Here is a 24,805-nt window from a genome sequence, read left to right on the forward strand (position 1 = left end):
GGCCATGAGTCCGACCAGGGAACGCCGTCCTTCGGAAGAAGACGCACCGGATCGCGCGGCCCTGGCCCGGCAACGACGGGGGCGGCGCTCCGAGGAGGAGCGCCGCCGGACCCGCGCCGCGGCGCGTCCGTCGCCGCGAAACCGGCCCAACCGGCAGGTGGAGATCCGCCGCCGGTGGGTCGCGCTGCTGACCGTGCTGACCATCGTGGCGATGGTGTACCTGCTGTTCTTCAGCTCGATGCTGGGGGTGCAGGACGTCGCGGTCACCGGCTCGCGCACCGTGCCCGCCGACCAGATCCGCACGGTCGCGGCGGTGCCGGCCGACAAGCCGATGCTGCGGCTGAGCACGGACGAGATCCGCGACCGGGTGGCCGCGATGCCGGGCATCGCCACGGTCGAGGTGTCCCGGTCGTGGCCGAACACGGTCGAGATCACGGTGACCGAGCGGACGGCGATCGCGTTCTTCGACAGCGGCCCGGGCGGCGACGGCGTCCACCTCGTCGACGGCGGCGGCGTGGTGTTCAAGACGGTCGCGGCGCGGCCCCCGGGCCTGCCGGAGCTCAAGCTGCCGAAGGTGTCGGCGGACGACCCGGTGACCCGGGCGGTGACGGCGGTGCTCGGGGTGATCCCGGAGCAGCTGCTGAAGCAGGTCACGACGGCGACGGCGAAGACGCCGGCGAGCGTGGAGTTCACCCTGGCCAGCGGGAAGATCGTGCGCTGGGGGACCGCGGAGCAGACCGACCGCAAGGCCAAGGTCCTGGCGGCCCTGCTGACCCAGGACGGCAAGGTCTACGACGTCGCGGCGCCCGAGCTGCCGACCATCACTTCCTGAAGTTTCGATTTCGCGTGCATCCGCGTTCTCGTATGCCGTACGATCTCGTACGTCATACGAGAACGAGGAGGGTGTTCATGACGATCCTGGTGACGGGCGCGACCGGCAGCGTCGGGCGGCTGGTGGTCGACGAACTGCTGACCGCCGGGGTGTCGGTGCGGGCGCTGACCGTCGACCCCGGACGCGCGCAGCTGCCGAGCGAAGTCGAGGTGGTCGTGGGCTCGCTGGCGCGGCCGTCGACGCTGCCGGTCGCGCTCAAGGGCGTCTCGGCGGTGTATCTGGCGCCGATGGCGCGGACCGTCCGGCGGTTCTGCGAGCTGGCTTCGGACGCCGGCGTCGAGCGGGTGGTCGCCCTGTCGGGCAGCAGCGTCGGCGACGACCACGAAGGGTCCAGCGGCCACGAGTACGCCGCCGTCGAGGCCGCGGTCCGGGACGCCGGCTTCGCCTGGACCTTCCTGCGGCCCGGCGTGTTCATGAACAACACGCTCGACTGGGCGCCCATGGTCCGCGCGGGCGAAGTCGCGATGGCCTACGGCGACGCGACGCAGACGCCCATCGACCTCGGCGACATCGCGGCCGTGGCGGCCCGGGTGCTCGTCTCGGACGGCCACATCGGCACGACGTATGTCCTCAGTGGACCGGAGGCCATCAGCTTGCGCGGCCAGGTCGACACCCTGGCGGCGGTGCTGGGCAAGGAGATCCGGTTCCGCGAGCTGACCCCGGCGGAGCAGCGCGCGCAGTGGATCGGGTACGGCGTCCCGGAATCGGCCGTCGGCTGGCTGTTGGCGGGCTTCGCGGAGACCCTGCGGCACCCGCAGGTGCCGACCGGCGTCGTCGAGGAGCTGCTCGGCCGTCCGGGCACGACGTATGCGGAGTGGGTGGCCGCGCGGCGGGAGGTGTTCGCCTAGGCCGGCTGCCCGGCCGGCTCCCGCGCCCCGGTCCGCTCCGCGCCGATCCCGGCCGCCACGACGAACACCACGCCCGCCGCCGCTGCGGCGTCCGGGACCTGGTGGAGCACGACGAACCCGATCGTCAGGGCGATGGCCGGTTCCAGGCTCATCAGCGTCCCGAACGCGGGGGCCGTCAGCCGCCGCAGCGCGAGCATTTCGAGCGCGAACGGCACCACCGGCAGCAGCACCGCGAGGCCGAGGCCGGTCAGCAGCAGCGGCCAGGTCAGGTGCCCGAGCACCTCCGGTCCGTAGACGAGCGTCGCCACGAGGCCCGCCACCGGCATCGACACCGCGAGTCCGCGCACGCCCGCCACTTCGTCGCCGACCCGTTGCGTCAGCAGAATGTAGGCCGCCCAGCAGACCGCCGACGCGAGTGCGTAGCTGACTCCGGGCAGGTCCACGCTGCCTTGCCACGGCTGGGTCAGCAGCAGCACGCCGGCCGCGGCGAGGACCGGCCACAGCCGCTTGCCGCCGCGGCCGCGCGTGACGGCGACGGTCAGCGGGCCGAGGAACTCCAGCGCGCTCGCCGTGCCCAGCGGCAACCGGGCGACGGCCTCCATGAACAGCATGGTCATCCCCGCCGTGACCACGCCCAGCCCGCAGCAGGCCAGGAACGTGCTGCGCCGGAACGACGACGGCCGCGGCCGGACCACGACGAGCAGCAGCACCCCGGCCCACGCCAGGCGCAGCCACGCGGCTCCTGCGGGACCCACCTGATCGAACAGGCCGACCGACACGGCGAGACCGAGCTGGACACAGAGCATGGCGGCGACGGCGAGGGACGCTCCGGCGCGGGACGAGGACGGCACGGGTCCAGCAAAGCCGACCACGACCGTTCATGTCCACGTGGCAATCATGGACATACCGTTCGCGATTCATGGACAATGAGCGCGTGGACACGCGCCGGCTCCGGTTCCTGCTCGAGCTGTCCCGCCACGGCTCGATGCGGGCGGTGGCGGACGTGCTCGGGACGACCACGTCCACGGTCTCGCAGCAGATCGCGGTCCTGGCGCGGGAAACCGGCGTGCCGCTGCTCGAACCGGACGGCCGGCGCGTGCGGCTCACGCCCGCGGGGCGGCGGCTGGCCGAACACGCCGTGACGATCCTCGCCGCCGTGGAGGCCGCCCACGCCGACCTCGACCCCCACGCCGAGCCGGCCGGCACCGTGCGGGTGGCCGGGTTCGCCACGGCCGTGCGGCGCTCGGTGCTCCCCGCCGCGGCCGCGCTCGCCGAGCACCACCCGCGGGTGGAGCTGCGGATCAGCGAGTACGAGCCCTGGGAAGCGTTTGCGGCGCTGCTGGCCGACGACATCGACCTCGCCCTCACCTACGACTACGATCTCGCTCCGGCCAGTGTGGACTCCACGCTCACGGCGAGTCCATTGTGGACAGCGCGCTGGGGGCTCGCCGTCCCGGCTGCGGACGCGTCCCTGGCCCGCGGCGAAGGGGCGCTGGCGGTTTTCGAGGCGTTCCGCGGCCACGGCTGGATCGTCAACTCCCGCAACAGCGCCGACGAGGACGTCGTCCGCCGCCTGGCGGCGATGGCGGGGTTCACCCCGGCGGTGACGCACCGCGCGGACAGCCTGGAGCTGGTGGAGGACCTGATCGTGACGGGGCCGGCTCCCGCGGTCGGCCTGATGCCGGTGGGCCGGGCCACGCAACCGGGGGTGACGCTGCTGCCGCTGGCCGGGCCGGAGGTGCGGCAGCGTGCCTTCGCGTGCACCCGTCGTGGGCGGGAGGCGTGGCCGCCGCTGGCGCTGGTTCTCGGGCTGCTGGCGCGTTAGACCTGCGTGCGGGTCATCCCGGCCAGGCCGAGCAGGGGGAGCACGCCGGCGAACACGACGACCGCCGTCCAGCCGCCGAGGTGGTAGGCGACCGAGCCCGCCTGGGAGCCGATCGCGCCGCCGATGAAGAACGTGCCCAGGTAGACGCTGTTGATCCGGGCGCGGGCCGACGGGTCGAGCTGGTAGATCGTGTGCTGCCCGACCACCAGCGTCGTCTGGACGGCCATGTCGACGGCGATCGCGGCGATCGCCAGCAGGACGACGCTGTGCGCACCGAAGCCGGCCAGCGCGAAGGCCGCGGCGCAGAGCACGAAGGCGCCCGCGGTGAGCGGCCGGCCGTGGCCGTGGTCCGACCACCGCCCGGCCAGCGGCGCGACCGCGGCGCCGGCGGCGCCCGCCAGCGCGAAGAGGCCCACGCCGAGCTGGGAGTAGTTGAACGGCGGCGCGGTCAGCACGAAGGCGATGGTCGTCCAGAAGGCGCTGAAGGCCCCGAACATCGCGGACTGGTAGAGGGCGCGGTGCCGCAGCGCCGGGTGCTTGCGCGCCATGGCGAAGGTGGAGCGGAGCAGCTGCCCGTAGGGGACGTCGGTCTTGGGCGCGCGGGGCGGCAGGATGAACCGCAGCACGAGGGCGAGCGCGGCCATCGCGGCGGCCGAGATGAGGAAGACGACCCGCCAGCCGGTGACCTCGGCGAGGAAGCTGGCGACGACCCGCGAGAGCAGGATGCCGAAGAGCAGCCCGCTGACGACCCGCCCGACGATCCGCCCGCGGATGGCATCGGGCGAGATGTCGGCGGCGAACGGGATGAGGATCTGCACGACGACCGACGCGGCCCCGACGGCGAGCGAAGCGATCAGCAGGACGGCGAACCCGGGCGCAACCCCGGTGACGACGAGCCCGGCACAGGCGACGGCGAGCAGTGTCGCGACGAGGCCTCGGTTCTCGAGCCGGTCCCCGAGCGGGACGAGCAGCAGCATCCCGGCGGCGTACCCGATCTGCGTGGCGGTGACGACACCCCCGGCGGCGGCCTCACCGACCCCGAAGGTCCCCCGCAGCTCGGCGAGCAGCGGCTGGGCGTAGTAGAGGTTGGCGACGGTCAGTCCACAGGAGACGGCCAGCAGCAGCACGAGCCACCCGGGCGGGGCCTTCTGTTCGGTCTCGGTCACGCGCGCCCCCTCTTGGAACCGGTTTGATCGGTTCCCGACGGTACCAGTCAAACCGGTTCCGGCGTACTGTGACCCGTATGACGGACAGATTCCGCGCGGGCGCGGGCCGGCTGTGCCTCGACTTCATCCGGACCCTTCGCTACCGCGGGACGCCGGGGGAGACCGAGGAGCTGCCGGACGAGCGGGCGTGGGGGGCTTGGATCGATCAGTTCGGGCCGTTTTCGTCGCCGGTCGTGCCTTCGTCGTCTCGTGACGCCCGGGCGGTGCGGGAGGCGGTTCACGAGCTGTTGACGGGTTCGCTGCGGCCGTCGTCGCGGCAGCGGTTGAACCGGTTCGCGGCTTTGCCGGTGCCGGCGCCTTCGCTTGCGGTGTCGGGTGAGTTGCGTTGGCAGGCGGCGGATCCTGGGTCGGCGATGCTGGCTTTGGTGGCCCGGGATGCGCTGGAGTTGGTGACATCGCCGGAGTTCGCGCGGGTGCGGCGGTGTGCGGGGGAGCGGTGCGGGGCGTTGTTTTTGGACACGTCCCGGCCGGGGACGCGGCGGTGGTGCTCGATGGGGGTGTGCGGGAACCAGGCGAAGAAGTCGACTTATCGAGCGAAGGTGACGGCTTCGTGAGCGGGGTTATGCGAACACGAGAGTAACCGCTGGGTAGTCTTGTGTGCACTGAGCGTGCCCGTTAGCGTGGCGCCTATGAAACTCAGGAAGCTTGCCGGGACGTGCGATGACGGTACGTGCCCGACTGTCTACCTGTCGGATCGCAACACACTCGTACTGCAGGGGAACGCGGTCACGAGCAGCGAGGGGCTGGTGTTCTCCTCGTGTGAACAGGCTGTCGAGCTGTCGGTGGACCTTGTCGAGGAGGCCTTGCGTGCGCTTGGGCGCTGAGTGGACGAGGTACTTCGACGAGTTCAGGGTGTCGGCGTTCCGGCTCGAAACGCGGCAGACTTACGCGATGCCGGCCGAACAGTCCAACATCGAATTGTTTCTGGCCGGTGGCGAACGTCCTGCAGATCACAACGCCTCGTGGCATGGCCGTATCGAGAAGATCGTTGCGTCCGGTCGAACCGTTCAGCGCGCCAAATTGATCCGCCGTCCGTTGACGGATTACCTTCGCTACCAGCGCGCCTGGGGTATTCCCGGAAATATCGCGGCCGGTGAGGATTACCGGGTGGTCGATATCACGGAGTGCAGCTGGGGGCTGCCTGATCAGGACTTCTGGCTCTTCGACGAGGTGGCGGTGGTGCATCTCGACTACAATCCCGACGGGACATTCATCGGTGCCGAGTTGGTTGAGGGGGCCGATTCGGCGCAGTATCGTCATTGGCGAGATTTGGCTCTGAGTCACGGGGTGCCGTTTGGCGAATGGGATGCTGGAGCCGGACCAGCAGGATGAGCAGCGCGCGACCTTGGCGGAGCTGCTGCGCGAACTGCGGCAAGCTGCTGGTCTCTCGGGCGAGAGACTGGCTGCGCGGTGTGCCATGAGCCAGGCGAAGATCAGCCGCATCGAGACAGGCAAGATCCTCCCGTCGGTGATCGACGTCGAGCAGATCGTCGCGGCGCTGGCCGTCCCGGCCGATGCCGCCGAAAAGCTCGTGGCGCTGGCCCGGGTCGCGAACGTCGGGTACACGTCGTGGCGGACGCTCGCGCGCACCGGGCTGTGGCGTGGTCAGCTCGAAATCAAGGCGCTGCACGAGTCCTCGCAGGTGGTTCGGCAGTTTCTGCCCGCGATCCCCAGTGGCCTGCTGCAGACGCCGGACTACGCGCGGCACGTGCTCACCTCGACCGTCAAAGGCCGGCCGGAGCGTGATGTCGGCAAGATGCTCGAAGCGCGGTTGTCCTGGCAGCGGGTGTTGAGCGAAACCGGGCGTTGGTTCGAGTTCGTGTTGACCGAGCAGGCGGTCCGCTGGCGGCGGGCATCGCTCTCCGTGATGATCGGCCAGTCGGCGAACCTTGCTGCACTGAGCGAGCGGGAGAACATCGAGATCTCGGTCATCCCGCAGGCGAGTGAAGTTCGGGCGTCTCCGTTGAACCTCTTCGTGATCTACGACGAGCGGCTGGTCACGGTCGAGTTGTTCTCCGGCACGGTCGCGTTGCGTGATCCGCGGGATATCGGTTATCACCTCGAGTTGTTCGAGTTCTTCCGGTCGCATGCGCTGAGGGGTGGAGAAGCGACCGATTTTCTTCGGTCGGTCGCCGACGAATTCAGTCAGGAAACCGAATAATCTCTCTATGCGTATACGCGAGTGGTAGTGGTGTTCACCTTGAAGGTGATGTCACGATTCTCGTATGGAAAACATCACTCGTACCTGTGGTGACTGCAGGGGAAAGGGCTGCGGAAGCTGCGATGGCACCGGCACGATCACCATTGTCGAAGACTGACCCGCTCCTCCGCCCCGGTCTCATCCCCGACGAATTCCGCTCCGGAACCAGAACCCAGACCTTCTACCGCGCCCCTTACCCCACCGAAGGCCCGCGGGAAACCAAAGACGCCGCCGGAAACCGGGCCTGGCTCTTCATGTACGCGCACTTCGTCTTCCGCTGGCCCGAAGGCGCATCGGCCGTCCAGGTCGGCCACGGCACGATCGGCGGTCCCAGCATGCCCCTCTGGGCCGACGTCAAGATCGCCGGCCGCTGGTCCGGCCCTGTCCTCGCCGGGTTCGGGCGCACCTGGGTCGACAGCCACCTCGCCAAGTTCTCCCGGTGAACCGGCGGCGCCACCCGGAACTGTCGGACCCCTCTGGCAGAGTCCCGCCCATGACCGAACGACCTCACCGCCCCAAGGTCCCGCTCACCGGCGGTGAACGGGACATCCTCACCAGCCTCCTCGACTACCACCGCGCCACCGTCGCCTGGAAAGCCGGCGGGCTCACCGGCGAACAAGCCCGCCAGGTCCACCTGCCCAGCGAACTCACCACCGTCGCCGGCCTGGTCGCCCACCTCACGCTCGACGAATGGTTCTGGTTCGGCGTCGTCGTCGACGGTGCAGAAGACACCTGGGAAGCGAAACTCGAACAGGACCCGGACGCCGAGTTCCGGGTCCCGCCCGGCACCGAACTCGAAACCCTGCTCGCCGACTACGAAAAGCAGTGCGCGCGCAGCCGGGAGATCGTCGCAAAACTCAGCTTCGACGACGAAGTCACGCACAAGGGCGAGACCTTCAACGTCCGCTGGGTCCTCACGCACATGATCGAGGAGACCGCGCGGCACGTCGGGCACCTCGACGTGCTGCGCGAACTCACCGACGGCCTCACCGGGGAGTGACCTTCTTCGGCGGCAACGGGAAGAACCCGCTGGTGCGCTCGACGTACTGCGCGTACGCCGGGCGGGTGCGGGCCATTCCCTTCTCCAGCATGGGCTTTCCCGTCCCGCGGGCCAGCGTGAACGTCATCGCCACGGGGGAAAGGACCGTCGCCGCGCCCGGCCAGGTCGAACACGCGAGGAGGTACAGGCCCCACCACACGCACGCGTCGCCGAAGTAGTTCGGGTGACGCGTGTAGCGCCACAGGCCCGTGTCCAGTACGCGGCCGCGGTTCGCCGGGTCGGCCTTGAACCGGCGCAGCTGGTCGTCGCCGATCGTCTCGAACGCGAAACCCACCGCCCACACGACGATGCCCAGCCAGCCGAGCACGCCGATACCCGTGCCGTCCACCGCGAACTGCACCGGCAGCGACACGAAGTACAGGACCACCGCCTGGAACAGGTACACCCGGACGAACATCTTCAGCCGCCCGTGGCCCATCCGGGCGTACCGCGGGTCCTCGGGCAGCTTGTGGTTGCGCAGGTGCAGGTGCACCGAAAGCCGGACACCCCAGACGACCGTCAGGAGGACCACCACGAGCCGCAGCGGGAGCGGGCCGTCGCCGAACGGGAAGGCCACGAGCGCGACGATCGCGAATCCGAGCCCCCAGAAACTGTCGATCGTGTCGTACCGCCCGCGCGCCAGCGCGATCCCGAACGTCACCGCGACCGCCACCAGCGTGACGACGGCCGTGACCAGCAGCTGCGGCATCAGCACCACTCCCGCGTCGCCGGCATCCCGGACCGGCCGTGCTCGCCGGGCCGCACGGCCAGGATCTGGTCCACACCCATCCGGTTCTCCTCGAACGCCAGCGCCCCGCCCACCAGGTACAGCCGCCAGACCCGCGCGCCGGTCTCGCCGATCAGCGCGACGACGTCGGCCCAGTTCTCCTCCAGGGTCTCCGCCCAGGCCCGGACCGTCCAGACGTAGTGCTCACGCATTGCGTGTACGTCCCGGACCTCGAACCCAGCCGACTCCAGGTGGTCCAGCGTCCGGCCCACCGGGCGCATGGTCATGTCCGGCGCGATGTACCGCTCGATGAACGCGCCGCCGCCCGGGGCCACGTTCCCGCGCGACATCTGCTGGAGCAGCAGGCGGCCACCCGGCTTCACCATGCGGTGCAGCGTCGCCGCGTACGCCGGGTAGTTGACCTCGCCGACATGCTCGCCCATTTCGATCGACGCCACCGCGTCGAACGGCGCGTCCGGCAGCTCGCGGTAGTCCTGACGGCGCACCTCGACGCGGTCCTCGAGGTCGTGCTGGGCGAGCCGGCCGCGGACGTGCTGCAGCTGCTCCGCCGACAGCGTGATCCCCACGGCCTCGACGCCGTGATGCTTGGCCGCGTGGACCAGCAGCGAGCCCCAGCCGCAGCCGACGTCCAGCAGCCGCATGCCCGGCCGCAGCCCCAGCTTGCGGCAGATCAGCTCCAGCTTGTCGTGCTGCGCCTGGGCCAGGCTCTGCGACTCCGAGGTGAAGTACGCGCTCGAGTAGGCCATCGACTCGTCCAGCAGCAGCTGGTAGAACGCGTTGCCCAGGTCGTAGTGGTGGGCGATGGCGGACCGGTCGCGCAGCAGGCTGTGCAGCTTCCCGGACAGCCGGGCCTCCTCGGCGGGCGGCTTCGGCGGCAGCCCCGCGACCCCCAGGCGAGCGGCCAGTGCGACGGCCTCCGCCCAGTCGCGCGGCCCGAGCGCGACCCGGTTGAGCTCTCCCGTGCGGGTGAGGGCCCAGATCCGGCGGAAGCCGTCGGCGAGGTCGCCCTCGACGTCGAGGTCCCCGGTGACGTAGGCGCGCGCGAGCCCCAGCTCGCCGGGCGCGTAGAGCAGGCGGCGCAGGGCGCGGCGGTTGCGGAGCACGACGGTGGGCGTGTCCGCCGGGCCGGCGCGGGTGCCGTCCCAGGTGCGGAGGCCGACGGGCAGGGGCCCGCCGAGCAGCTTTTCGGCGAACGAAGCGAGACGGTGCGCGGTGGTGTTCGGCATGCCCGGGATTCGCGCACCCCGCCCCGGTGGATTGGTCGCCCGGCCCGCCAATCCGGCCGGGCCGCGGTCCCGAAGGACCGGTGTGGAGATCACGGGAGAACGCATCGGCGTCATCGGCAGCGGGGTGGCCGGACTGACCGCGGCCTACCTGCTGCAACGCAAGTACGAAGTACTGCTGTTCGAGGCCGACGACCGCCTGGGCGGGCACGCGCACACGCACGACGTGCCGAGCACCCACGGCGGCACGATCGGCGTGGACTCCGGCTTCATCGTCCACAACGAGCGCACCTACCCGACCCTGCTCAAGCTGTTCGGCGAGCTGGGGGTGCGCACCCGCGACACCGAGATGTCGATGAGCATCCGCTGCGACGGCTGCGGCCTGCAGTACGCCGGCGCGAAGGGCCTGCCCGGGCTGTTCGCCCAGCGCGGCAACGCCTTCCGCGGCCGGTACCTGCGGATGCTGGCCGAGGTGAAGCGGTTCCACCGGCACGCGAAGCGGCTGCTGGCGGCGAAGGACGCCGGGGACGTCACGCTCGGGGCGTTCCTCGCCATCGGCGGCTACACCCGCTACTTCGTCGACCACTTCATGCTGCCGCTGGTGTCGACGGTGTGGTCGGCCGACCGCTCCGACACCCTCCGGTACCCGGCGCGGTACCTGTTCGAGTTCCTCCGCAACCACGGCATGCTCTCGGTGAAGAACTCGCCCGTCTGGCGGACCGTCGCCGGCGGCTCCCGCGAGTACGTCGAGCTGGCGGCCAAGCAGCTCACCGCCGTCCACCTGTCGACGCCGGTGCGGTCGGTGCTGCGGACCGCGGCCGGCGTCGAGATCCGCGACGACGCCGACACGCCGCACCGCGTCGACAAGGTCGTCGTCGCCACGCACGCCGACCAGGCGCTCGCCCTGCTGGCCAACCCGACCGCCGCCGAACGCGAGGTGCTCGGCGCGTTCCGGTATTCGGCCAACGAAGCCTGGCTGCACACCGACACGAGCGTGCTGCCCTCGCTGGCCGACGCTAGGGCCGGGTGGAACTACCGCGCGCCCGCGTGCGGCGCGCCGACCGGCGCGGTCCAGGTCAGCTACGACATGAACCGGCTGATGCGGCTCGACGAGCCGACCGGGTACGTCGTCACGCTCAACCCCGGGGGCGGTCCCCGGCCGGAGCACCTGGTCGCGCGGATGCAGTACGAGCACCCCGTCTACACACCGGAATCCGTTGCCGCGCAACGCCGGCTGCCCGAACTCAACGACGGCGTACTCGCGTACGCGGGCGCCTACCACGGCTGGGGCTTCCACGAGGACGGCTGTTCTTCGGGGGCCCGGGCCGCCGAAAGCCTCGGGGTGACCTGGTGACGAACGCCCTCTACGACGCCACGGTCGCGCACGTGCGGCGGATCGACCCGCCGCACGCCTTCGCCCATCGCGTGTACCTGTGGCGGGTCGACCTGGACGACCTCCCGCGGCTGCCGTGGTGGCTGCGGCCGTTCGCCCGGTTCGACCGCCGGGACCACTTCGTGGCGAGCGATCCCCGCGGCATCCGGGAGAAGCTGGACGCGTGGCTCGCCGAGCGCGGCGTCGACCTGCGCGGCGGCCGGGTCGTGATGCTGGCCGCCGCGCGCGTGCTCGGGTACGTGTTCAACCCGATCAGCGTCTACTGGTGCCACGACCCCGACGGCCGGCTGGCGTGCGTGGTCGCCGAGGTGCACAACACCTACGGCGGCCGCCACGCCTACCTCCTGCACCCCGACGACGCCGGGCGCGCCCGCACGGCCAAGGAGTTCTACGTCTCGCCGTTCCAGGAGATGGACGGCGAGTACCGGATGCGCCTGCCGCGCCCGGAAGCGCTGCTCGACCTCACCGTGGCGTTGCGCCGCGGCACCACCACGCCGCTGGTCGCTACGCTTCGGGGAGTTCGCCGCCCGGTGAACCCGCGGTGGCTGGCCCGGCTCGTGCTGGCCCGGCCGCTGCTCCCGCAGCGGGTGTCCGCGCTGATCCGCCGCCACGGCGTCACGTTGTGGCTGCGGAAGGCCGCGGTCGTGCCGCGCACCCCGCAGAACGCCGGAGGACAGCTGCATGGATGAGCCGGCCCGCCCGCGCCACATGGCGCCGGTGCCCTCCGAAACCCTGCCCGGCCCGACGGCGGAAGAGCTCATGGTGCGCGTGGCCAAGGGCGACGAGCGGGCCTTCGAGCTGCTCTACGACCAGCTCGCCGGGCCGATCTACGGGCTCGTCCGGCGGATCGTGCGGGACGCGGCCCAGTCCGAAGAGGTCGCCCAGGAGGTGCTCGTCGAGCTCTGGCGCACCGCGACGCGGTACGCGCCCGAGCGCGGCTCGGCGCTGAACTGGGCGATGACCCTGGCCCACCGCCGCGCGGTCGACCGCGTCCGCTCGGCGCGGGCCAGCACCGAGCGGGAGCAGAAGGCGACCTTCGAAGCCGCCCGCGGCCGGCCGTTCGACGAGGTCGCCGAGTCCGTCACCGCCCGGCTCGAACGCTCCCAGGTGCGCCGGTGCCTGTCCTTCCTGACCGACCTGCAGCGCGAGTCCGTGCTGCTCGCCTACTACCAGGGCTATACGTATCGCGAGGTGGCCGAAGTGCTGTCGACGCCGCAGGGCACCGTCAAGACGCGGCTGCGGGACGGGCTGATCCGCCTGCGGGACTGCCTGGGGGTGACCGCTTGAGCACGCCGGAGATGCACACCCTGGCCGGCGCCTTCGCCCTCGACGCCGTCAACGACGTCGAGCGCGCGGAGTTCGCCCGCCACCTCGAGCAGTGCGAGTCCTGCGCGCAGGAGGTCGCCGAGCTGCGCGCGACCGCGGCCCGGCTCGGCGCGGCGATGGCCGAGGAGCCGCCGCCGGAGTTCAAGGACCGGGTGCTGGCGGCCATGCACGCCACCCGCCAGCTGCCCCCGCGGACCCGGCCCGGCTCCCACGAGCGGTCCCGGCGGTCGGCGCGGGCCCCGCGCTGGGCGGTGGTCGTGGCGGCCGCGGCCGCCGTCGTCGGGCTCGCCGCGGGCGGCGTCTTCGGCGGGATCGCGCTGACCCAGCAGCAGGAGCTGCAGGCCGCGCAATCCCGCCTCGACCAGGCGAAGCAGCGCTACGAGCCGGTGGCGGCGCTGCTGTCGGCGCCCGACGCGAAGACCGTGCACGGCGAGGCGCCCATCGGTGGCGGCGTCACCGTCATCGTCTCGAAGTCGCTGAACCGCGTCATGGTGATGGACACCGGGCTGCCGGCCCAGCCGGGCGGCAAGGTCTACGAGGCCTGGCTGATCACCGGCTCGAACGCGCCGCGCTCGGCCGGGGTGATCGCCGCGTCCGACGACGGGGGCCTGGTCGTGGCCGACGGCGTGGGGCCGGTGGACAAGCTGGCGGTGAGCGTCGAGCAGGCGGGCGGTTCGCCCACCGGAACGCCCACCGACGTGCTCATGAGCATGCCGGCACCGGCCTGATCTTGCGCCATAGCAGATCGGGCCGGGGCGGTGCTTCCGGCTCCCCGCTCTTGCGCGCTCGAACGTGTTGTGGCAAAACACCTTTGCGACACACGGCGTGCCTACTGGATTAGAGCGTGCCTGGTGCCTACCGTCCTGCCTAACGTCGGCAGTTGACATAACTCTCAATCTGGGGTTGAGGTTGAGAGTTGATCACCGGCCGGCGGGCTGTACGGGTATTGACGATCAGGAAGGCGGACTTCGATGACGCCCCCGCACAACTACCTTGCGGTGATCAAGGTGGTCGGCATCGGCGGTGGCGGCGTGAACGCCGTGAACCGCATGATCGAGGTCGGCCTCAAGGGTGTCGAGTTCATCGCGGTGAACACCGACGCGCAAGCACTGCTCATGTCCGACGCCGACGTCAAGCTGGACATCGGCCGTGAACTGACCCGCGGCCTCGGCGCGGGCGCCGCCCCCGAGGTCGGCCAGAAGGCCGCCGAAGACCACCGCGAAGAGATCGAAGAGGTCATCAAGGGCGCCGACATGGTGTTCGTGACGGCCGGTGAAGGCGGCGGCACCGGCACCGGTGGTGCCCCGGTCGTGGCGCAGATCGCCCGCAAGCTGGGCGCGCTGACCATCGGCGTGGTGACCCGCCCGTTCACCTTCGAGGGCAAGCGCCGCGGCAAGCAGGCCGAAGACGGCATCCAGGCGCTGCGCAACGAGTGCGACACGCTCATCGTCATCCCGAACGACCGGCTGCTGCAGCTCGGCGACATCGGCGTGTCGCTGATGGACGCCTTCCGCTCCGCGGACGAGGTGCTGCTGTCCGGTGTCCAGGGCATCACCGACCTGATCACCACGCCGGGCCTGATCAACCTGGACTTCGCCGACGTCAAGAGCGTCATGTCCGGCGCGGGCTCCGCGCTGATGGGCATCGGCTCGGCGCGCGGGGAGGGCCGGGCCATCCAGGCGGCGGAGAAGGCGATCAACTCGCCGCTGCTGGAGGCGTCGATGGACGGCGCCCACGGCGCGCTGCTGTCCATCGCCGGTGGCTCCGACCTGGGCCTGTTCGAGATCAACGAGGCAGCGTCGCTGGTGCAGGAGTCCGCGCACCCGGACGCCAACATCATCTTCGGCACGATCATCGACGACTCCCTCGGCGACGAGGTCCGGGTCACGGTGATCGCCGCCGGGTTCGACGCCGGCGCGCCGACGCACAAGAAGCTGGACCCGTCGACCTTCGGCTCCGGCTCGCGTGCGTCGTCCACCACGGCCTCGGCCTCGGCGGGGCAGGTTTCGAACCCGCCGACGCCGCCGTCCGGCGCCACGCCGGTGCCGTCGGCGGGCAGCTCCGGCTACCCGGTGGCGCCGCCGCGGACGCACTCGCCGCTGCCCTCGGCCACCGGAAACCAGCCGGCCGGCGGGCTCCCGCAGCCCGGCGGCGGCTCGCGCGGCTACTCGCCGCTGGGCTCCAACGCGACCCAGGGCAGCCTGCCCGGGCGCGCGATGCCGGTGCACGACGACCCGTCGGACGACGAGGTCGACGTCCCGCCGTTCATGCGGCGCTAGCCACCAGCTCCGGAAGGCCGTCACCCGCGAACTAGAGTCGTGGGTGGCGGCCTTTCTCACGTTCAGGAGGATTTCGTGCGGGTTCGGCGAGTGGTCACGACCAGGGCGGGCGGCGCGTCACGGCCGCCCTACGACACCTTCAACCTGGGTGACCACGTCGGCGACGACGAGGGCAACGTCTACGCCAACCGCAAGCGCCTGGCCGCCGAGCTGGGCCTGGCCGAGGACAAGCTGGCCTGGATGGAGCAGGTCCACGGCCGGACGGCGACCATCGTCGACGGCTCGGAGACCGCCGCGGCGGAGGCGACCGACGCCCTGGTGACCGCGACCCCGGGCGTCGCGCTCGTGGTGCTGGTCGCCGACTGCGTGCCGATCCTGCTGGCCGACGCCGAGGCCGGGGTGGTTTCGGCGGTGCACGCGGGGCGGGTGGGCGCACGGGTCGGCGTCGTCCCGGCCGCGATCGAAGCCATGCGGTCGGCCGGTGCGGAGGTGGGGCGCATCGAGGCCCTGCTCGGGCCGGCCATCTGCGGCGACTGCTACGAGGTCCCCGCCGGAATGGCCGCCGACGTCGAGAAACACGTCCCCGGCAGCGCCTGCAAGACACGCAAGGGGACGCCCGGGCTCGACCTGCGCGCCGGGCTCTGGCGGCAGCTCGCCGACCTGGGTGTCGGCAAGATCGGCGTCGACCCGCGGTGCACGAACGAGGACAAGACGCTGTTCAGCTACCGCCGCGACGGGACCACCGGGCGGATCGCCGGCATCACCTGGGTCGAGGCATGAGCCCCGACCGGAAGGCCGAGCTGGCCGAAAACCTGCGCGAGGTCGAGGAGCGGATCGCCGCCGCCTGCCGCGCCGCCGGGCGTGCCCGCGAAGAGGTCAAGCTGATCGCCATCACCAAGACCTTCCCCGCGTCCGACGTCGCGCTGCTGGCCGAGCTCGGCGTCACCGATGTGGGGGAGAACCGCGACCAGGAGGCCGGCCCGAAAGCCGCCGAAGTCCCCGGGCTGCGGTGGCACATGGTCGGCCGGCTGCAGCGGAACAAGGCGAAGTCGGTGGTCGGATGGGCGGACGAGGTGCAGTCCGTCGATTCGGCGCGACTTGCCGACGCGCTCGCCAAGGCGGTGCGTGCGGTTCAAACCGCCCAGATACGTGACGAACCCCTCGACGTGCTGATCCAGGCCAGCCTCGACGACGACCCCGGGCGCGGCGGCTGCCCGCTCGGCGAGCTGAAGGAGCTGGCCGACCGGATCGCGCAGACGGATGAGCTGCGGCTTCGCGGCCTGATGGCCGTCGCGCCGCTGGGTGCGGACCCGGCGGCCGCCTTCGAGCGGCTCGCTCGCGCGGGAGAGGACCTCCGCAAAGATCACCCGAATGCCGCAGACGTCTCCGCCGGGATGAGCCATGATCTCGAGCAGGCGATCACGCACGGCTCCACCTGTGTGCGTGTCGGAACCGCGCTGCTCGGTGGACGCGGTTTAGCCTCGCCGTAGGGAGCTCGCGCGGTCGTCACGTTTCGTGGCCGCCCGCGCGGGGCACTGACGGCGTGGAAACAGTCGGTGCGGGAGCGGCTAGGGCTAGGGAGAGGCATGAGCGCGCTGCAGAAGCTGAAGGCCTACTTCGGGATGGTGCCCGCTGACGACGACGGCTACGACGACGGGGACGACTACCGGCGTGGTTACGACGACGACTACGACTCCTACGAGGAGCCGGCCCCTCGGTCGTCGCGCTCACGGTACCGCGAGGTCGACGACACGTACGACGAGCCCGTCAGCCGCAGCCGGTCACGCTCCGTGCCCAGCGCCGAGCCCGCCGTCCACGGCGCCCTCGCCATGGATCGGCAGCCGGAGCCCGTGGCGCGGCTGCGCCCGGTCGTCGAGCCGGTCGTGCGCCAGCCGGTGCGTGACCCGTTGAGCCGCATCACCACGCTGCACCCGACCAGCTACGCGGAGGCGCGGGCGATCGGGGAGCACTACCGCGAGGGCATCCCGGTGATCATGAACCTCACCGAGATGGAGAACGCGGACGCGAAGCGGCTCGTCGACTTCGCGGCCGGGCTGGCGTTCGCGCTCAGAGGGTCGATGGACAAGGTCACCAACAAGGTGTTCCTTCTCTCACCGCCCGATGTGGACGTCACCGCGGAAGACCGTCGGCGGATTGCCGAGGGCGGATTGTTTTTGCGGGGCTGAAGTCGGCGTTACCGCTGAGCGCAAGCAGACGTGACTTTGCCGACCCGATCCGGGGTCGGCCCCCTCAACTGCGTCTTCGAGGAGGACGCCCGGTTAGAGTAGGTACGTGGAAGCTGTGTGGCTGGTCGTCTGGTACGTGCTGTTCGCCTTCTGGCTGCTGCTGACGGCGCGGATCGTGGTCGAACTCGTCCGGACGTTCGCTCGTGAGTGGCATCCGGCCGGAGGGGTTGCGGTCACGCTCGAGACCATCTACACAGTGACGGACCCGCCGGTCCGCTTGTTCAGAAGGATCATTCCGATGGTCCGGATCGGCGGCGTCGGACTGGACTTGTCGATTATGGTGCTGCTGTTGGTTGTGTTCTTCGCGATGCAACTGGCGACTCCAAGTTGATCGGGGAGACTTGGGTGGACCCTGCAGGCCATGGAGTGCGTGAGGTGATCTGATGTCGTTGACCCCCGCTGACGTGCATAACGTCGCGTTCAGCAAGCCGCCCATCGGCAAGAGGGGCTACAACGAGGACGAGGTGGACGCGTTCCTCGACCTGGTGGAGACCGAGCTGGCCCGGTTGATCGAGGACAACAACGAACTGCGCCAGCAGATGGAACAGCTGGACGCGGAGCTCGAGTCGACCCGCAGCGAGCTGGAAAGCGCCAAGGCGAACGTCGGTGCGCCCCCGATGCGCGAAGAGCCGTCGCGGCGCCTGGCGCCGGTGCCGCCGCCGCAGTCGGCCATGGAGCAGACGCAGTCGCACTCGATGGTGGGCGACAGCACGGAGCCGAACGTCCAGGCGGCCAAGGTGCTGGGCCTGGCCCAGGAGATGGCCGACCGGCTCACCGCCGAGGCGAAGACCGAGTCCGACGGGATGCTGGCCGAGGCCCGCACGAAGTCCGAGCAGCTGCTCTCGGACGCCCGGGCGAAGTCCGACTCGATGGTGAACGAGGCGCGCACCCGCGTCGACACGATGCTGAACGACGCGCGGACCCGCGCGGAGACGCTGGAGCGCCAGGCGCGCGACAAGGCGACCACGCTGGAGCGCGAGTCGCAGCGGAAGTACACCGAGACGATGAACAGCCTGAACTCCGAGAAGAGCGGGCTGGGCAAGAAGATCGAAGAGCTGCGCACGATCGAGCGGGAGTACCGCACGCGGCTGCGCGGGTTCCTCGAGTCCCAGCTGCGCGAACTCGACGACCGCGGCTCCGCGGCCCCGGCGTCGGCCTCGTCGAACTCCGGGCAGTCGTCCGGTTCGACGAGCGGCGGCCAGGGCTACTCGTTCGGCCCGCGGGCCGAAGCCGGCTGAGTTTCCTCCGGGCCCACCCCCGCCGGTCCGTCCGGCGGGGGTGGGCCACGGTTCGGAGCCGATCCGGTACGGCAGGTGGGCGGGTCGTGGTCCGCGCCCGTCCGGTTCGTGTTGTAATGCAGCGTGCTGTACATCGTGCTGGTCCTCGTGCTGGCGGCTCTGGGGTTGCTCGTCACGGCGCTGATCACCGCTTCTTCGCTGTGGGCGTGGGTCTCCATCGGCCTCTCGGTGCTCGCCGGGCTGATCCTGGTCGCCGACTGGCTACGCCGCCGTCGCCGCCCTGCTGCCGCAGCGCCGGCCGAGCCACCCGCCGAGCCGGACGTGGCGCCCGCGGAACCGGCCGAAGAACAGACCACCCTGATCCCGGCCGCCGGTGACCTGGCCGACGCGCCCGAACCGGCCGAGGTACCCGCCGACGCTTCAGCCGAGACCGAAACGAAGGCCGATGCCGAGCCGGGCGTCGAAGAGACCCCGGAGGCCGACGTCGCCGTCCTGGCCGACCTCGAGGACGAGGTCGTGGTGGTGGACGAGCACCCCCGCTACCACCTGCGCACATGCGCCTGGCTGGGCACCCGCGACCTGATCCCGATCGGCGTCGGCGAGGCCCGCCAGCTCGGCTTCACCCCCTGCGCCACCTGCACCCCCGACGCCACCCTGGCCGCCGCCCACCGCTGACCCCGTGTCGACCCCCTGATCACGCGTGATGCCCCGCCAATCACGCGTGATGCCTCTCCAATCACGCGTGATGCCCGTCAGGCGGCGAGGTCGGCCAGGCCCAGGTGGGTTTCCAGGGCCGCCGCGCCCTCCGCGGTGAGGGTGAGCGCGCGGTGGGCTCGCGCGCGGCGCCGGACCCAGCCCGCGTCCACGAACCGGGCCGCGACGGCCGCGCCCAGCGCGCCCGCCAGGTGGTGGCGCTGTTCGCTCCAGTCCAGGCAGAACTTCAGCAGCGGACGCCGTCCCGCCGCGACGAGATCCAGGTCCACCCCCAGCGAGCCGAACACCCCGGAAGCCGCGGGACCCAGCGTGTACGGGTGTTCGCGCAGCGGAGCGGAAATCCGGTCGCCCGGACGCCGTCGCGTGTCGGGCGCGCCGGACAGCGCGCCCCGCGCCAGCAACGCCGACGTGACCGCCACCCCGAGCCGGCCCGCGAGGTGGTCGTAGCAGGTCCGGGCCGTCCGCAACGCCTCCGCTCGCGTGCCCTCGCGCAGCGACGTCACCGGCTGGGACGGCGAGAACCGCGCCAGCGTCTCCAGCAGCTCGGCGGTGTCCGGCCCGGCCAGCCGGTAGAACCGGTGCCGCCCCGACTTCTCCGCGACGACCAGGCCCGCGTCCCGCAGCTTCGCCAGGTGCGCGCTGACGCCCTGGGCGGACAGCCGCGCTTCGGCGGCCAGCACCGACGCCGCCAGCGCCCGGCCGTCGGCCAGCGCGAGCAGCACGCGCACCCGCGCCGGGTCCGCGAACAGCGTGGCCGTGCGGGCGATGTCGGCGTCGCCTTCCATGTCCCCAGGATGCCCCCGGCACGCTTCCACCGCGACGGAAGTGTCCGCGCGGTCCACTGGAGGCATGCTCCTGCTCACCATGTGCGCCGGCATGTTCCTCGTGCAGCTGGACGTCACCGTCGTCAACGTCGCCCTGCCCGCCCTCGGCACCGATCTCGGCGCCGGCCTCGCGGCGCTGCAGTGGGTGGTGGACGGCTACACCGTCGTCCTGGCCGCGTTCCTGCTCACCGGCGGGGCTCTCGGTGACGTCTTCGGCCACCGCCGGGTCGTCCTCGCGGGCTTCGCGGTGTTCGGTGCGGCGTCGGCCGCGTGCGGGCTGGCCGGGTCGGTGGCCTGGCTGGTCGCCGCCCGGGCCGGACAGGGCCTGGGCGCGGCGTTGCTGCTGCCTGGCACCCTCGCCGTGATCACGAACGCCTATCCGGGACACGCCGAGCGCGCGCGGGCCCTCGGGATCTGGGCCGGCGTCTCCGCCCTGGCCCTGGCGGCGGGCCCGGTGCTGGGCGGCGCCGTCGTCACCGCGGCCGGCTGGCGGCCGGTGTTCTGGCTCAACGTCCCCGTGGTGCTCGCGGCCGTCTTCGCGACGCGGCGGCTCGTCCCGCGCGGCGAGCGCGGGCCCGGGCGGGTCGACGTCGCCGGCATCGCGACGGCCGCGCCTGCGCTCGGGGCTGGCGTCTACGCGATCATCGGCGGGAGTGTCGTCGCCGGAGGGCTCGCGGTGGTCCTGCTGGGGGCGTTCCTGCTCGTCGAACACCGGTCGGCGCACCCGATGCTGCCCCTGGGCGTCGCCCGGCGGACGGCGGCCGCCAATTTCGTCGCGGCGGCGATGAACTTCGTCGGCATCGGCACGATCCTCGTGCTCACGCTGTACCTGCAGGGCGTGCGGCACGCGGGACCGCTGCGAGCCGGGCTCGAAGTGCTGCCGCTGTTCCTCCCGCTCTCGGCACTGGCGCCGGTGGCGGGCCGGCTGACCGGACGGTTCGGGCCCCGGCCGCTGATGGTCGCGGGACTGGCGCTGGGCGCGCTTGGGATGCTGAACCTGGTGCTGCTCAACGGAACCAGCGGGTACGCGGCCCTGCTGCCGACCTTGCTCGGGCTCGGGGCCGGGATGGGCCTGCTGACGACGGCGGTGGTGACGGCCGCGGTCGGCGGTGTCCCGCCCGGGCGGGCCGGGGCCGCCAGTGGCATCAACAACACCGCCCGCCAGGCCGGCGGCGCGCTCGGGGTGGCGGTGCTCGGCGCCGCGGTGGGGAACGGCTTCGTCACCGGGCTGCACGCGGTGGGGCTGATCACCGGGGCGTTGTGGCTCGTGGCGATCGGCGTGACGCTCGCCGGTGTACCTGCCCCTCGTGACAACCCGGTTGCGCGGGCCGGTTAACCTGGTAGGCAACAGGCGTCGATCCGGCCATCACCGGGGAGCCTCCGGAAGAACCGAGCGTCACGCTCTCAGTAGAACCGGACGGGTGCGGCCCGTGACAGCCGTCGAACGAGCGGTCCGGGAGCACGTGCCGGGCAAGCGGGGTGGTACCGCGGAACGCCGTCAGGCGTCTCGTCCCCGTGTGGGTGACCGGGAGCCGGTCGTCCGTACGAGAGCGACGAACCGAGGAGCACCGGGATGTACCCCCAGGCCCAGCTTGACGACGGCGCAGGCGTCCCCGCGCAGCCGTCCTTTCCCGCGCTGGAGAAGCAGGTCCTCGCCTACTGGGAGACGGACCGGACGTTCCAGGCGACCATCGACGCCCGGCCCGCGGGCGAGCACGGCGACAACGAGTACGTCTTCTACGACGGCCCGCCGTTCGCCAACGGCCTGCCGCACTACGGCCACCTCCTCACCGGGTACGTCAAGGACCTGGTGCCGCGCTACCAGACGATGAAGGGCCGCAAGGTCGAGCGCCGCTTCGGCTGGGACACCCACGGGCTGCCCGCCGAGCTCGAAGCCATGCGGCAGCTCGGCATCACGGAGAAGTCCGAGATCGAAGAGATGGGCATCGCGAAGTTCAACGAGGCTTCGCGCGAGTCCGTCCTGCGCTACACGAACGAGTGGCGGGACTACGTCACCCGCCAGGCCCGCTGGGTCGACTTCGACAACGACTACAAGACGCTCGACGTCTCCTACATGGAGTCGGTGCTCTGGGCGTTCAAACGCCTGTGGGACAAGGGACTCGTCTACGAGGGCTACCGCGTCCTGCCGTACTGCTGGCGCGACGAGACGCCGCTGTCCAACCACGAGCTGCGGATGGACGACGACGTCTACCAGACGCGGCAGGATCCGGCCGTCACCGTCGGTTTCCGCCTGCAGGGCAACGGGAACGACCTCGACGGCACGTACCTGCTGATCTGGACGACGACGCCGTGGACGCTGCCGTCCAACATGGCCACCGCAGTGCACCCCGAGGTCCAGTACGTCGTCGTGGAGAGCGAAAGCTTTCCCGGCAAGCGGTTCCTGCTCGCCGAAGCGCGCGTTGCCGCGTACGCACGGGAACTCGGCGAAGAGCCGACGGCCGTCGCGCACTACACGGGCGCGGAGCTGCTCGGAACCCGTTACGCGCCACCGTTCCCGTACTTCCTCGGGGCCGACAACGCGCACCAGGTGCTGGCCGCCGACTACGTCACGACCGAGGACGGCACCGGGGTCGTGCACATCGCGCCCGCCTACGGTGAAGAGGACAAGGTCGTCACCGACGCCGCCGGGATCGCCCCGGTGACGCCGGTCGACGCGCAGGGCAAGTTCGACGCGACCGTGCCGGACTACACCGGCCAGCAGGTGTTCGACGCCAACCCGAACATCATCCGCGACCTGAAGAACGGCACGGGATCCGCGGCGCAGCAGGGCGCGTTGCTGCTGCGGCACGAGACCTACGACCACCCGTACCCGCACTGCTGGCGCTGCCGCAACCCGCTGATCTACCGCGCGGTGTCGTCGTGGTTCGTCGCCGTGACGCAGTTCAAGGACCGGATGGTCGAGCTGAACCAGCAGATCACCTGGTACCCGGAGAACGTCAAGGACGGCCAGTTCGGCAAGTGGCTGGAGAACGCGCGCGACTGGTCGGTCTCGCGCAACCGCTACTGGGGCACGCCGATCCCGGTGTGGCAGTCGGACAACCCCGAGTACCCGCGCACCGACGTCTACGGTTCGCTCGACGAGCTGGAAGCGGACTTCGGCGTGCGGCTCGACAACCTGCACCGCCCCTACATCGACGAGCTGACCCGGCCGAACCCGGACGACCCGACCGGGAAGTCGACCATGCGCCGCGTCGAGGACGTCCTGGACGTCTGGTTCGACTCCGGCTCGATGCCGTACGCCCAGGTGCACTACCCGTTCGAGAACGCCGACTGGTTCGAGCACCACTACCCGAGCGACTTCATCGTCGAGTACATCGGGCAGACCCGCGGCTGGTTCTACCTGCTGCACGTGCTCGCGACGGCGCTGTTCGACCGGCCGGCGTTCCGCGCCTGCGTGTCGCACGGGATTGTGCTCGGCTCGGACGGTGCGAAGATGTCCAAGTCGCTGCGCAACTACCCGGACGTCAACGAGGTGTTCGAGCGCGACGGCTCCGACGCCATGCGCTGGTACCTGATGGCGAGCCCGATCCTGCGCGGCGGCAACCTGATCGTCACCGACAAGGGCATCCGCGACGCCGTCCGCCAGGCCGTGCTGCCGCTGTGGAACTCGTACTACTTCCTGGCGCTGTACGCGAACGCCGAAGGCGTCGAGGGCCGGTGGCGCACGGATTCGCCGAACGTGCTCGACCGGTACGTCCTGGCGAAGACGCACGAGCTGGTCACCGACGTCGAGTACGCGATGGACAGCTACGACGTCGCGGGCGCGTGCCAGACCGTGCGGGACTTCCTCGAGGTGCTGACGAACTGGTACGTGCGGCGCTCGCGGGACCGCTTCTGGGCCGGTGACCAGGACGCGATCGACACGCTGCACACCGTGCTCGAGGTGACGTCGCGGGTGGCGGCGCCGCTGCTGCCGCTGACCACGGAGGTCGTCTGGCGCGGGCTGACCGGCGGCCGCTCGGTGCACCTGACCGACTGGCCGAACGCCAACGACCTGCCCGCGGACGCGGCCCTGGTCACCGCGATGGACCGGGTGCGGCAGGTCGCGTCGTCGGCGCTGTCGCTGCGGAAGGCGAACAAGCTGCGGGTGCGGCTGCCGCTGTCGTCGCTGGTCGTGGCGGCCGAGGACGCCGAACCGCTGGCCGCGTTCGCCGACATCCTGCGGGACGAGGTGAACGTCAAGGAGGTCGAGCTGACCACCGACGTCGCCGCGCACGGCGGGTTCGAGGTCGCGGTGAACGCCCGCGCCGCCGGCCCGCGGCTGGGCAAGGACGTCCAGACGGTGATCAAGGCCGTCAAGGCGGGCGACTGGTCGTTCCAGGGCGGCGCCGTGGTCGCGGCGGGCATCGCGCTGCGCGAGGGCGAGTTCGAGCGGCGGCTGGTCGTCAAGGGCGGCGGTGCGGCGGCGGAGCTGCCCGGCGGCTCCGGGCTGGTGCTGATCGACACCGAGGTGACGCCGGAGCTGGCGGCCGAGGGCCTGGCCCGCGACCTGGTCCGGGTCGTGCAGCAGGCGCGCCGCGACGCCGGGCTCGACGTCGCCGACCGGATCGCGCTGACCGTCGACGCGCCGGCCGAGGTCGTCGAGGCGGCTCGGGTGCACCAGGAGTTCCTGGCCGCGGAGACCCTGGCCACGTCGGTGACCTACGGCCCGGCCGGCGACGGCTTCGCCGGCACGGTCGGCGACGGCACGAAGGTGACCGCGGCGGTCGCGAAGGCCTGATTGCCGCCGGGTGGCCGGTAGGGTGCAGACTCGACCGGCCACC

General features: G+C 71.3%; 26 protein-coding genes. 21 read left to right on the top strand and 5 right to left on the bottom strand.

Annotated elements, in window-relative coordinates:
* Window positions 1–4 precede the first annotated feature (4 nt).
* Window positions 5–832 (top strand): FtsQ-type POTRA domain-containing protein, encoded by an 828-nt coding sequence (locus AB0J55_RS37315; RefSeq protein WP_364259815.1) that lies wholly within the window; start codon window positions 5–7, stop codon window positions 830–832.
* Window positions 833–909: 77 nt separating this feature from the next.
* Window positions 910–1,740, top strand: a complete 831-nt coding sequence (locus AB0J55_RS37320) for an NAD(P)H-binding protein (protein WP_364259818.1) — start codon at window positions 910–912, stop codon at window positions 1,738–1,740.
* Here the strand turns inward: AB0J55_RS37320 and AB0J55_RS37325 are convergent.
* Window positions 1,737–2,591, bottom strand: coding sequence for an EamA family transporter (locus tag AB0J55_RS37325; protein WP_364259821.1), 855 nt, complete (start codon window positions 2,589–2,591; stop codon window positions 1,737–1,739). The two genes, AB0J55_RS37320 and AB0J55_RS37325, sit on opposite strands and share 4 nt — an antisense overlap.
* Window positions 2,592–2,659: 68 nt before the next feature.
* On the opposite strand from AB0J55_RS37325, the gene AB0J55_RS37330 reads away from it, so the two are divergent.
* Entirely contained in the window at window positions 2,660–3,565 is a 906-nt protein-coding gene (locus AB0J55_RS37330) for a LysR family transcriptional regulator (protein ID WP_364259824.1), read from the top strand.
* Here AB0J55_RS37330 and AB0J55_RS37335 read toward each other — a convergent pair.
* Entirely contained in the window at window positions 3,562–4,731 is a 1,170-nt protein-coding gene (locus tag AB0J55_RS37335; protein WP_364259827.1) for an MFS transporter, read from the bottom strand. The genes AB0J55_RS37330 and AB0J55_RS37335 overlap by 4 nt on opposite strands.
* A gap of 77 nt (window positions 4,732–4,808) precedes the next feature.
* Here AB0J55_RS37335 and AB0J55_RS37340 point away from each other — a divergent pair, with 77 nt between their 5' ends.
* From AB0J55_RS37340 to AB0J55_RS37360, 5 genes are all read left to right on the top strand, one after another.
* Window positions 4,809–5,345 carry an ABATE domain-containing protein gene (locus tag AB0J55_RS37340; RefSeq protein WP_364259830.1) on the top strand — a complete coding sequence of 179 codons (537 nt, stop codon included), beginning with the start codon at window positions 4,809–4,811 and terminating at the stop codon, window positions 5,343–5,345.
* A 253-nt stretch (window positions 5,346–5,598) separates the two neighbouring features.
* Window positions 5,599–6,123: a DUF6879 family protein gene (locus AB0J55_RS37345; protein ID WP_364259833.1), complete on the top strand. Its 525-nt coding sequence runs from the start codon at window positions 5,599–5,601 to the stop codon at window positions 6,121–6,123.
* Window positions 6,098–6,952: a helix-turn-helix transcriptional regulator gene (locus tag AB0J55_RS37350; RefSeq protein ID WP_364259836.1), complete on the top strand. Its 855-nt coding sequence runs from the start codon at window positions 6,098–6,100 to the stop codon at window positions 6,950–6,952. The genes AB0J55_RS37345 and AB0J55_RS37350 overlap by 26 nt, the downstream gene beginning before the upstream one ends.
* Before the next feature lie 293 nt (window positions 6,953–7,245).
* On the top strand, window positions 7,246–7,434 hold the full coding sequence (locus AB0J55_RS37355) for a hypothetical protein (protein ID WP_364259839.1): 189 nt from the start codon (window positions 7,246–7,248) through the stop codon (window positions 7,432–7,434).
* 50 nt (window positions 7,435–7,484) lie between these two features.
* On the top strand, window positions 7,485–7,991 hold the full coding sequence (locus AB0J55_RS37360) for a DinB family protein (protein ID WP_364259842.1): 507 nt from the start codon (window positions 7,485–7,487) through the stop codon (window positions 7,989–7,991).
* Here the strand turns inward: AB0J55_RS37360 and AB0J55_RS37365 are convergent.
* Together AB0J55_RS37365 and AB0J55_RS37370 are read right to left on the bottom strand one after the other, a co-directional pair.
* Entirely contained in the window at window positions 7,978–8,739 is a 762-nt protein-coding gene (locus AB0J55_RS37365; protein ID WP_364259845.1) for a DUF1295 domain-containing protein, read from the bottom strand. The genes AB0J55_RS37360 and AB0J55_RS37365 overlap by 14 nt on opposite strands.
* Window positions 8,739–10,004 carry a cyclopropane-fatty-acyl-phospholipid synthase family protein gene (locus AB0J55_RS37370; protein ID WP_364259848.1) on the bottom strand — a complete coding sequence of 422 codons (1,266 nt, stop codon included), beginning with the start codon at window positions 10,002–10,004 and terminating at the stop codon, window positions 8,739–8,741. The genes AB0J55_RS37365 and AB0J55_RS37370 overlap by 1 nt, the downstream gene beginning before the upstream one ends.
* Window positions 10,005–10,086: 82 nt before the next feature.
* On the opposite strand from AB0J55_RS37370, the gene AB0J55_RS37375 reads away from it, so the two are divergent.
* The 11 genes from AB0J55_RS37375 to AB0J55_RS37425 all read left to right on the top strand — a co-directional run bounded on the left by AB0J55_RS37375 (window position 10,087) and on the right by AB0J55_RS37425 (window position 19,158).
* Complete coding sequence (locus tag AB0J55_RS37375; protein ID WP_364259851.1) at window positions 10,087–11,355, top strand: FAD-dependent oxidoreductase; 1,269 nt, start codon at window positions 10,087–10,089, stop codon at window positions 11,353–11,355.
* Entirely contained in the window at window positions 11,349–12,083 is a 735-nt protein-coding gene (locus tag AB0J55_RS37380) for a DUF1365 domain-containing protein (RefSeq protein ID WP_364260175.1), read from the top strand. Before AB0J55_RS37375 ends, AB0J55_RS37380 begins: the two co-directional genes overlap by 7 nt.
* Window positions 12,076–12,681, top strand: coding sequence for an ECF RNA polymerase sigma factor SigK (gene sigK, locus AB0J55_RS37385; RefSeq protein WP_364259854.1), 606 nt, complete (start codon window positions 12,076–12,078; stop codon window positions 12,679–12,681). Before AB0J55_RS37380 ends, sigK begins: the two co-directional genes overlap by 8 nt.
* Window positions 12,682–12,692: 11 nt before the next feature.
* Window positions 12,693–13,448, top strand: a complete 756-nt coding sequence (locus AB0J55_RS37390; RefSeq protein ID WP_364260178.1) for an anti-sigma factor — start codon at window positions 12,693–12,695, stop codon at window positions 13,446–13,448.
* Window positions 13,449–13,691: 243 nt separating this feature from the next.
* Window positions 13,692–14,999 (top strand): cell division protein FtsZ, encoded by a 1,308-nt coding sequence (ftsZ, locus tag AB0J55_RS37395; RefSeq protein ID WP_364259857.1) that lies wholly within the window; start codon window positions 13,692–13,694, stop codon window positions 14,997–14,999.
* A gap of 75 nt (window positions 15,000–15,074) precedes the next feature.
* Window positions 15,075–15,779 (top strand): peptidoglycan editing factor PgeF, encoded by a 705-nt coding sequence (gene pgeF, locus AB0J55_RS37400; RefSeq protein ID WP_364259860.1) that lies wholly within the window; start codon window positions 15,075–15,077, stop codon window positions 15,777–15,779.
* Window positions 15,776–16,489 carry a YggS family pyridoxal phosphate-dependent enzyme gene (locus AB0J55_RS37405; RefSeq protein WP_364259863.1) on the top strand — a complete coding sequence of 238 codons (714 nt, stop codon included), beginning with the start codon at window positions 15,776–15,778 and terminating at the stop codon, window positions 16,487–16,489. Before pgeF ends, AB0J55_RS37405 begins: the two co-directional genes overlap by 4 nt.
* A gap of 96 nt (window positions 16,490–16,585) precedes the next feature.
* On the top strand, window positions 16,586–17,185 hold the full coding sequence (gene sepF / locus AB0J55_RS37410; protein ID WP_364259866.1) for a cell division protein SepF: 600 nt from the start codon (window positions 16,586–16,588) through the stop codon (window positions 17,183–17,185).
* A gap of 115 nt (window positions 17,186–17,300) precedes the next feature.
* Window positions 17,301–17,576, top strand: coding sequence for a YggT family protein (locus AB0J55_RS37415; RefSeq protein WP_013224824.1), 276 nt, complete (start codon window positions 17,301–17,303; stop codon window positions 17,574–17,576).
* A 52-nt stretch (window positions 17,577–17,628) separates the two neighbouring features.
* Window positions 17,629–18,483, top strand: coding sequence for a DivIVA domain-containing protein (locus AB0J55_RS37420; protein ID WP_364259869.1), 855 nt, complete (start codon window positions 17,629–17,631; stop codon window positions 18,481–18,483).
* Between the two features lie 123 nt (window positions 18,484–18,606).
* Window positions 18,607–19,158: a hypothetical protein gene (locus AB0J55_RS37425; RefSeq protein WP_364259872.1), complete on the top strand. Its 552-nt coding sequence runs from the start codon at window positions 18,607–18,609 to the stop codon at window positions 19,156–19,158.
* 77 nt (window positions 19,159–19,235) lie between these two features.
* Here AB0J55_RS37425 and AB0J55_RS37430 read toward each other — a convergent pair whose 3' ends face one another.
* Window positions 19,236–19,982 (bottom strand): metalloregulator ArsR/SmtB family transcription factor, encoded by a 747-nt coding sequence (locus AB0J55_RS37430; protein ID WP_364259875.1) that lies wholly within the window; start codon window positions 19,980–19,982, stop codon window positions 19,236–19,238.
* 64 nt (window positions 19,983–20,046) lie between these two features.
* On the opposite strand from AB0J55_RS37430, the gene AB0J55_RS37435 reads away from it, so the two are divergent.
* Both AB0J55_RS37435 and ileS read left to right on the top strand, forming a co-directional pair.
* Window positions 20,047–21,357: an MFS transporter gene (locus AB0J55_RS37435; RefSeq protein WP_364259878.1), complete on the top strand. Its 1,311-nt coding sequence runs from the start codon at window positions 20,047–20,049 to the stop codon at window positions 21,355–21,357.
* A 237-nt stretch (window positions 21,358–21,594) separates the two neighbouring features.
* The gene (gene ileS, locus AB0J55_RS37440) at window positions 21,595–24,762 is read left to right on the top strand and encodes an isoleucine--tRNA ligase (protein ID WP_364259881.1); all 3,168 of its coding nucleotides are present in this window, start codon (window positions 21,595–21,597) and stop codon (window positions 24,760–24,762) included.
* The last annotated feature ends 43 nt before the right edge of the window (window positions 24,763–24,805 follow it).

This window comes from Amycolatopsis sp. NPDC049688 (assembly GCF_040674975.1).
Lineage (GTDB): Bacteria > Actinomycetota > Actinomycetes > Mycobacteriales > Pseudonocardiaceae > Amycolatopsis.

Excerpts from the sequence above, each read along its gene's own strand:
- AB0J55_RS37420 (WP_364259869.1), top strand. The coding sequence starts at position 17,629 with ATGTCGTTGACCCCCGCTGACGTGCATAACGTCGCGTTCAGCAAGCCG.
- AB0J55_RS37315 (WP_364259815.1), top strand. The coding sequence starts at position 5 with ATGAGTCCGACCAGGGAACGCCGTCCTTCGGAAGAAGACGCACCGGAT.
- AB0J55_RS37320 (WP_364259818.1), top strand. The coding sequence starts at position 910 with ATGACGATCCTGGTGACGGGCGCGACCGGCAGCGTCGGGCGGCTGGTG.
- ftsZ (WP_364259857.1), top strand. The coding sequence starts at position 13,692 with ATGACGCCCCCGCACAACTACCTTGCGGTGATCAAGGTGGTCGGCATC.
- AB0J55_RS37435 (WP_364259878.1), top strand. The coding sequence starts at position 20,047 with ATGCTCCTGCTCACCATGTGCGCCGGCATGTTCCTCGTGCAGCTGGAC.
- AB0J55_RS37405 (WP_364259863.1), top strand. The coding sequence starts at position 15,776 with ATGAGCCCCGACCGGAAGGCCGAGCTGGCCGAAAACCTGCGCGAGGTC.
- AB0J55_RS37365 (WP_364259845.1), bottom strand. The coding sequence starts at position 8,739 with ATGCCGCAGCTGCTGGTCACGGCCGTCGTCACGCTGGTGGCGGTCGCG.
- AB0J55_RS37355 (WP_364259839.1), top strand. The coding sequence starts at position 7,246 with ATGTACGCGCACTTCGTCTTCCGCTGGCCCGAAGGCGCATCGGCCGTC.
- sigK (WP_364259854.1), top strand. The coding sequence starts at position 12,076 with ATGGATGAGCCGGCCCGCCCGCGCCACATGGCGCCGGTGCCCTCCGAA.
- AB0J55_RS37330 (WP_364259824.1), top strand. The coding sequence starts at position 2,660 with ATGGACAATGAGCGCGTGGACACGCGCCGGCTCCGGTTCCTGCTCGAG.
- AB0J55_RS37390 (WP_364260178.1), top strand. The coding sequence starts at position 12,693 with ATGCACACCCTGGCCGGCGCCTTCGCCCTCGACGCCGTCAACGACGTC.
- AB0J55_RS37350 (WP_364259836.1), top strand. The coding sequence starts at position 6,098 with ATGCTGGAGCCGGACCAGCAGGATGAGCAGCGCGCGACCTTGGCGGAG.
- AB0J55_RS37360 (WP_364259842.1), top strand. The coding sequence starts at position 7,485 with ATGACCGAACGACCTCACCGCCCCAAGGTCCCGCTCACCGGCGGTGAA.
- AB0J55_RS37430 (WP_364259875.1), bottom strand. The coding sequence starts at position 19,982 with ATGGAAGGCGACGCCGACATCGCCCGCACGGCCACGCTGTTCGCGGAC.
- ileS (WP_364259881.1), top strand. The coding sequence starts at position 21,595 with ATGTACCCCCAGGCCCAGCTTGACGACGGCGCAGGCGTCCCCGCGCAG.
- sepF (WP_364259866.1), top strand. The coding sequence starts at position 16,586 with ATGAGCGCGCTGCAGAAGCTGAAGGCCTACTTCGGGATGGTGCCCGCT.
- AB0J55_RS37340 (WP_364259830.1), top strand. The coding sequence starts at position 4,809 with ATGACGGACAGATTCCGCGCGGGCGCGGGCCGGCTGTGCCTCGACTTC.
- AB0J55_RS37370 (WP_364259848.1), bottom strand. The coding sequence starts at position 10,004 with ATGCCGAACACCACCGCGCACCGTCTCGCTTCGTTCGCCGAAAAGCTG.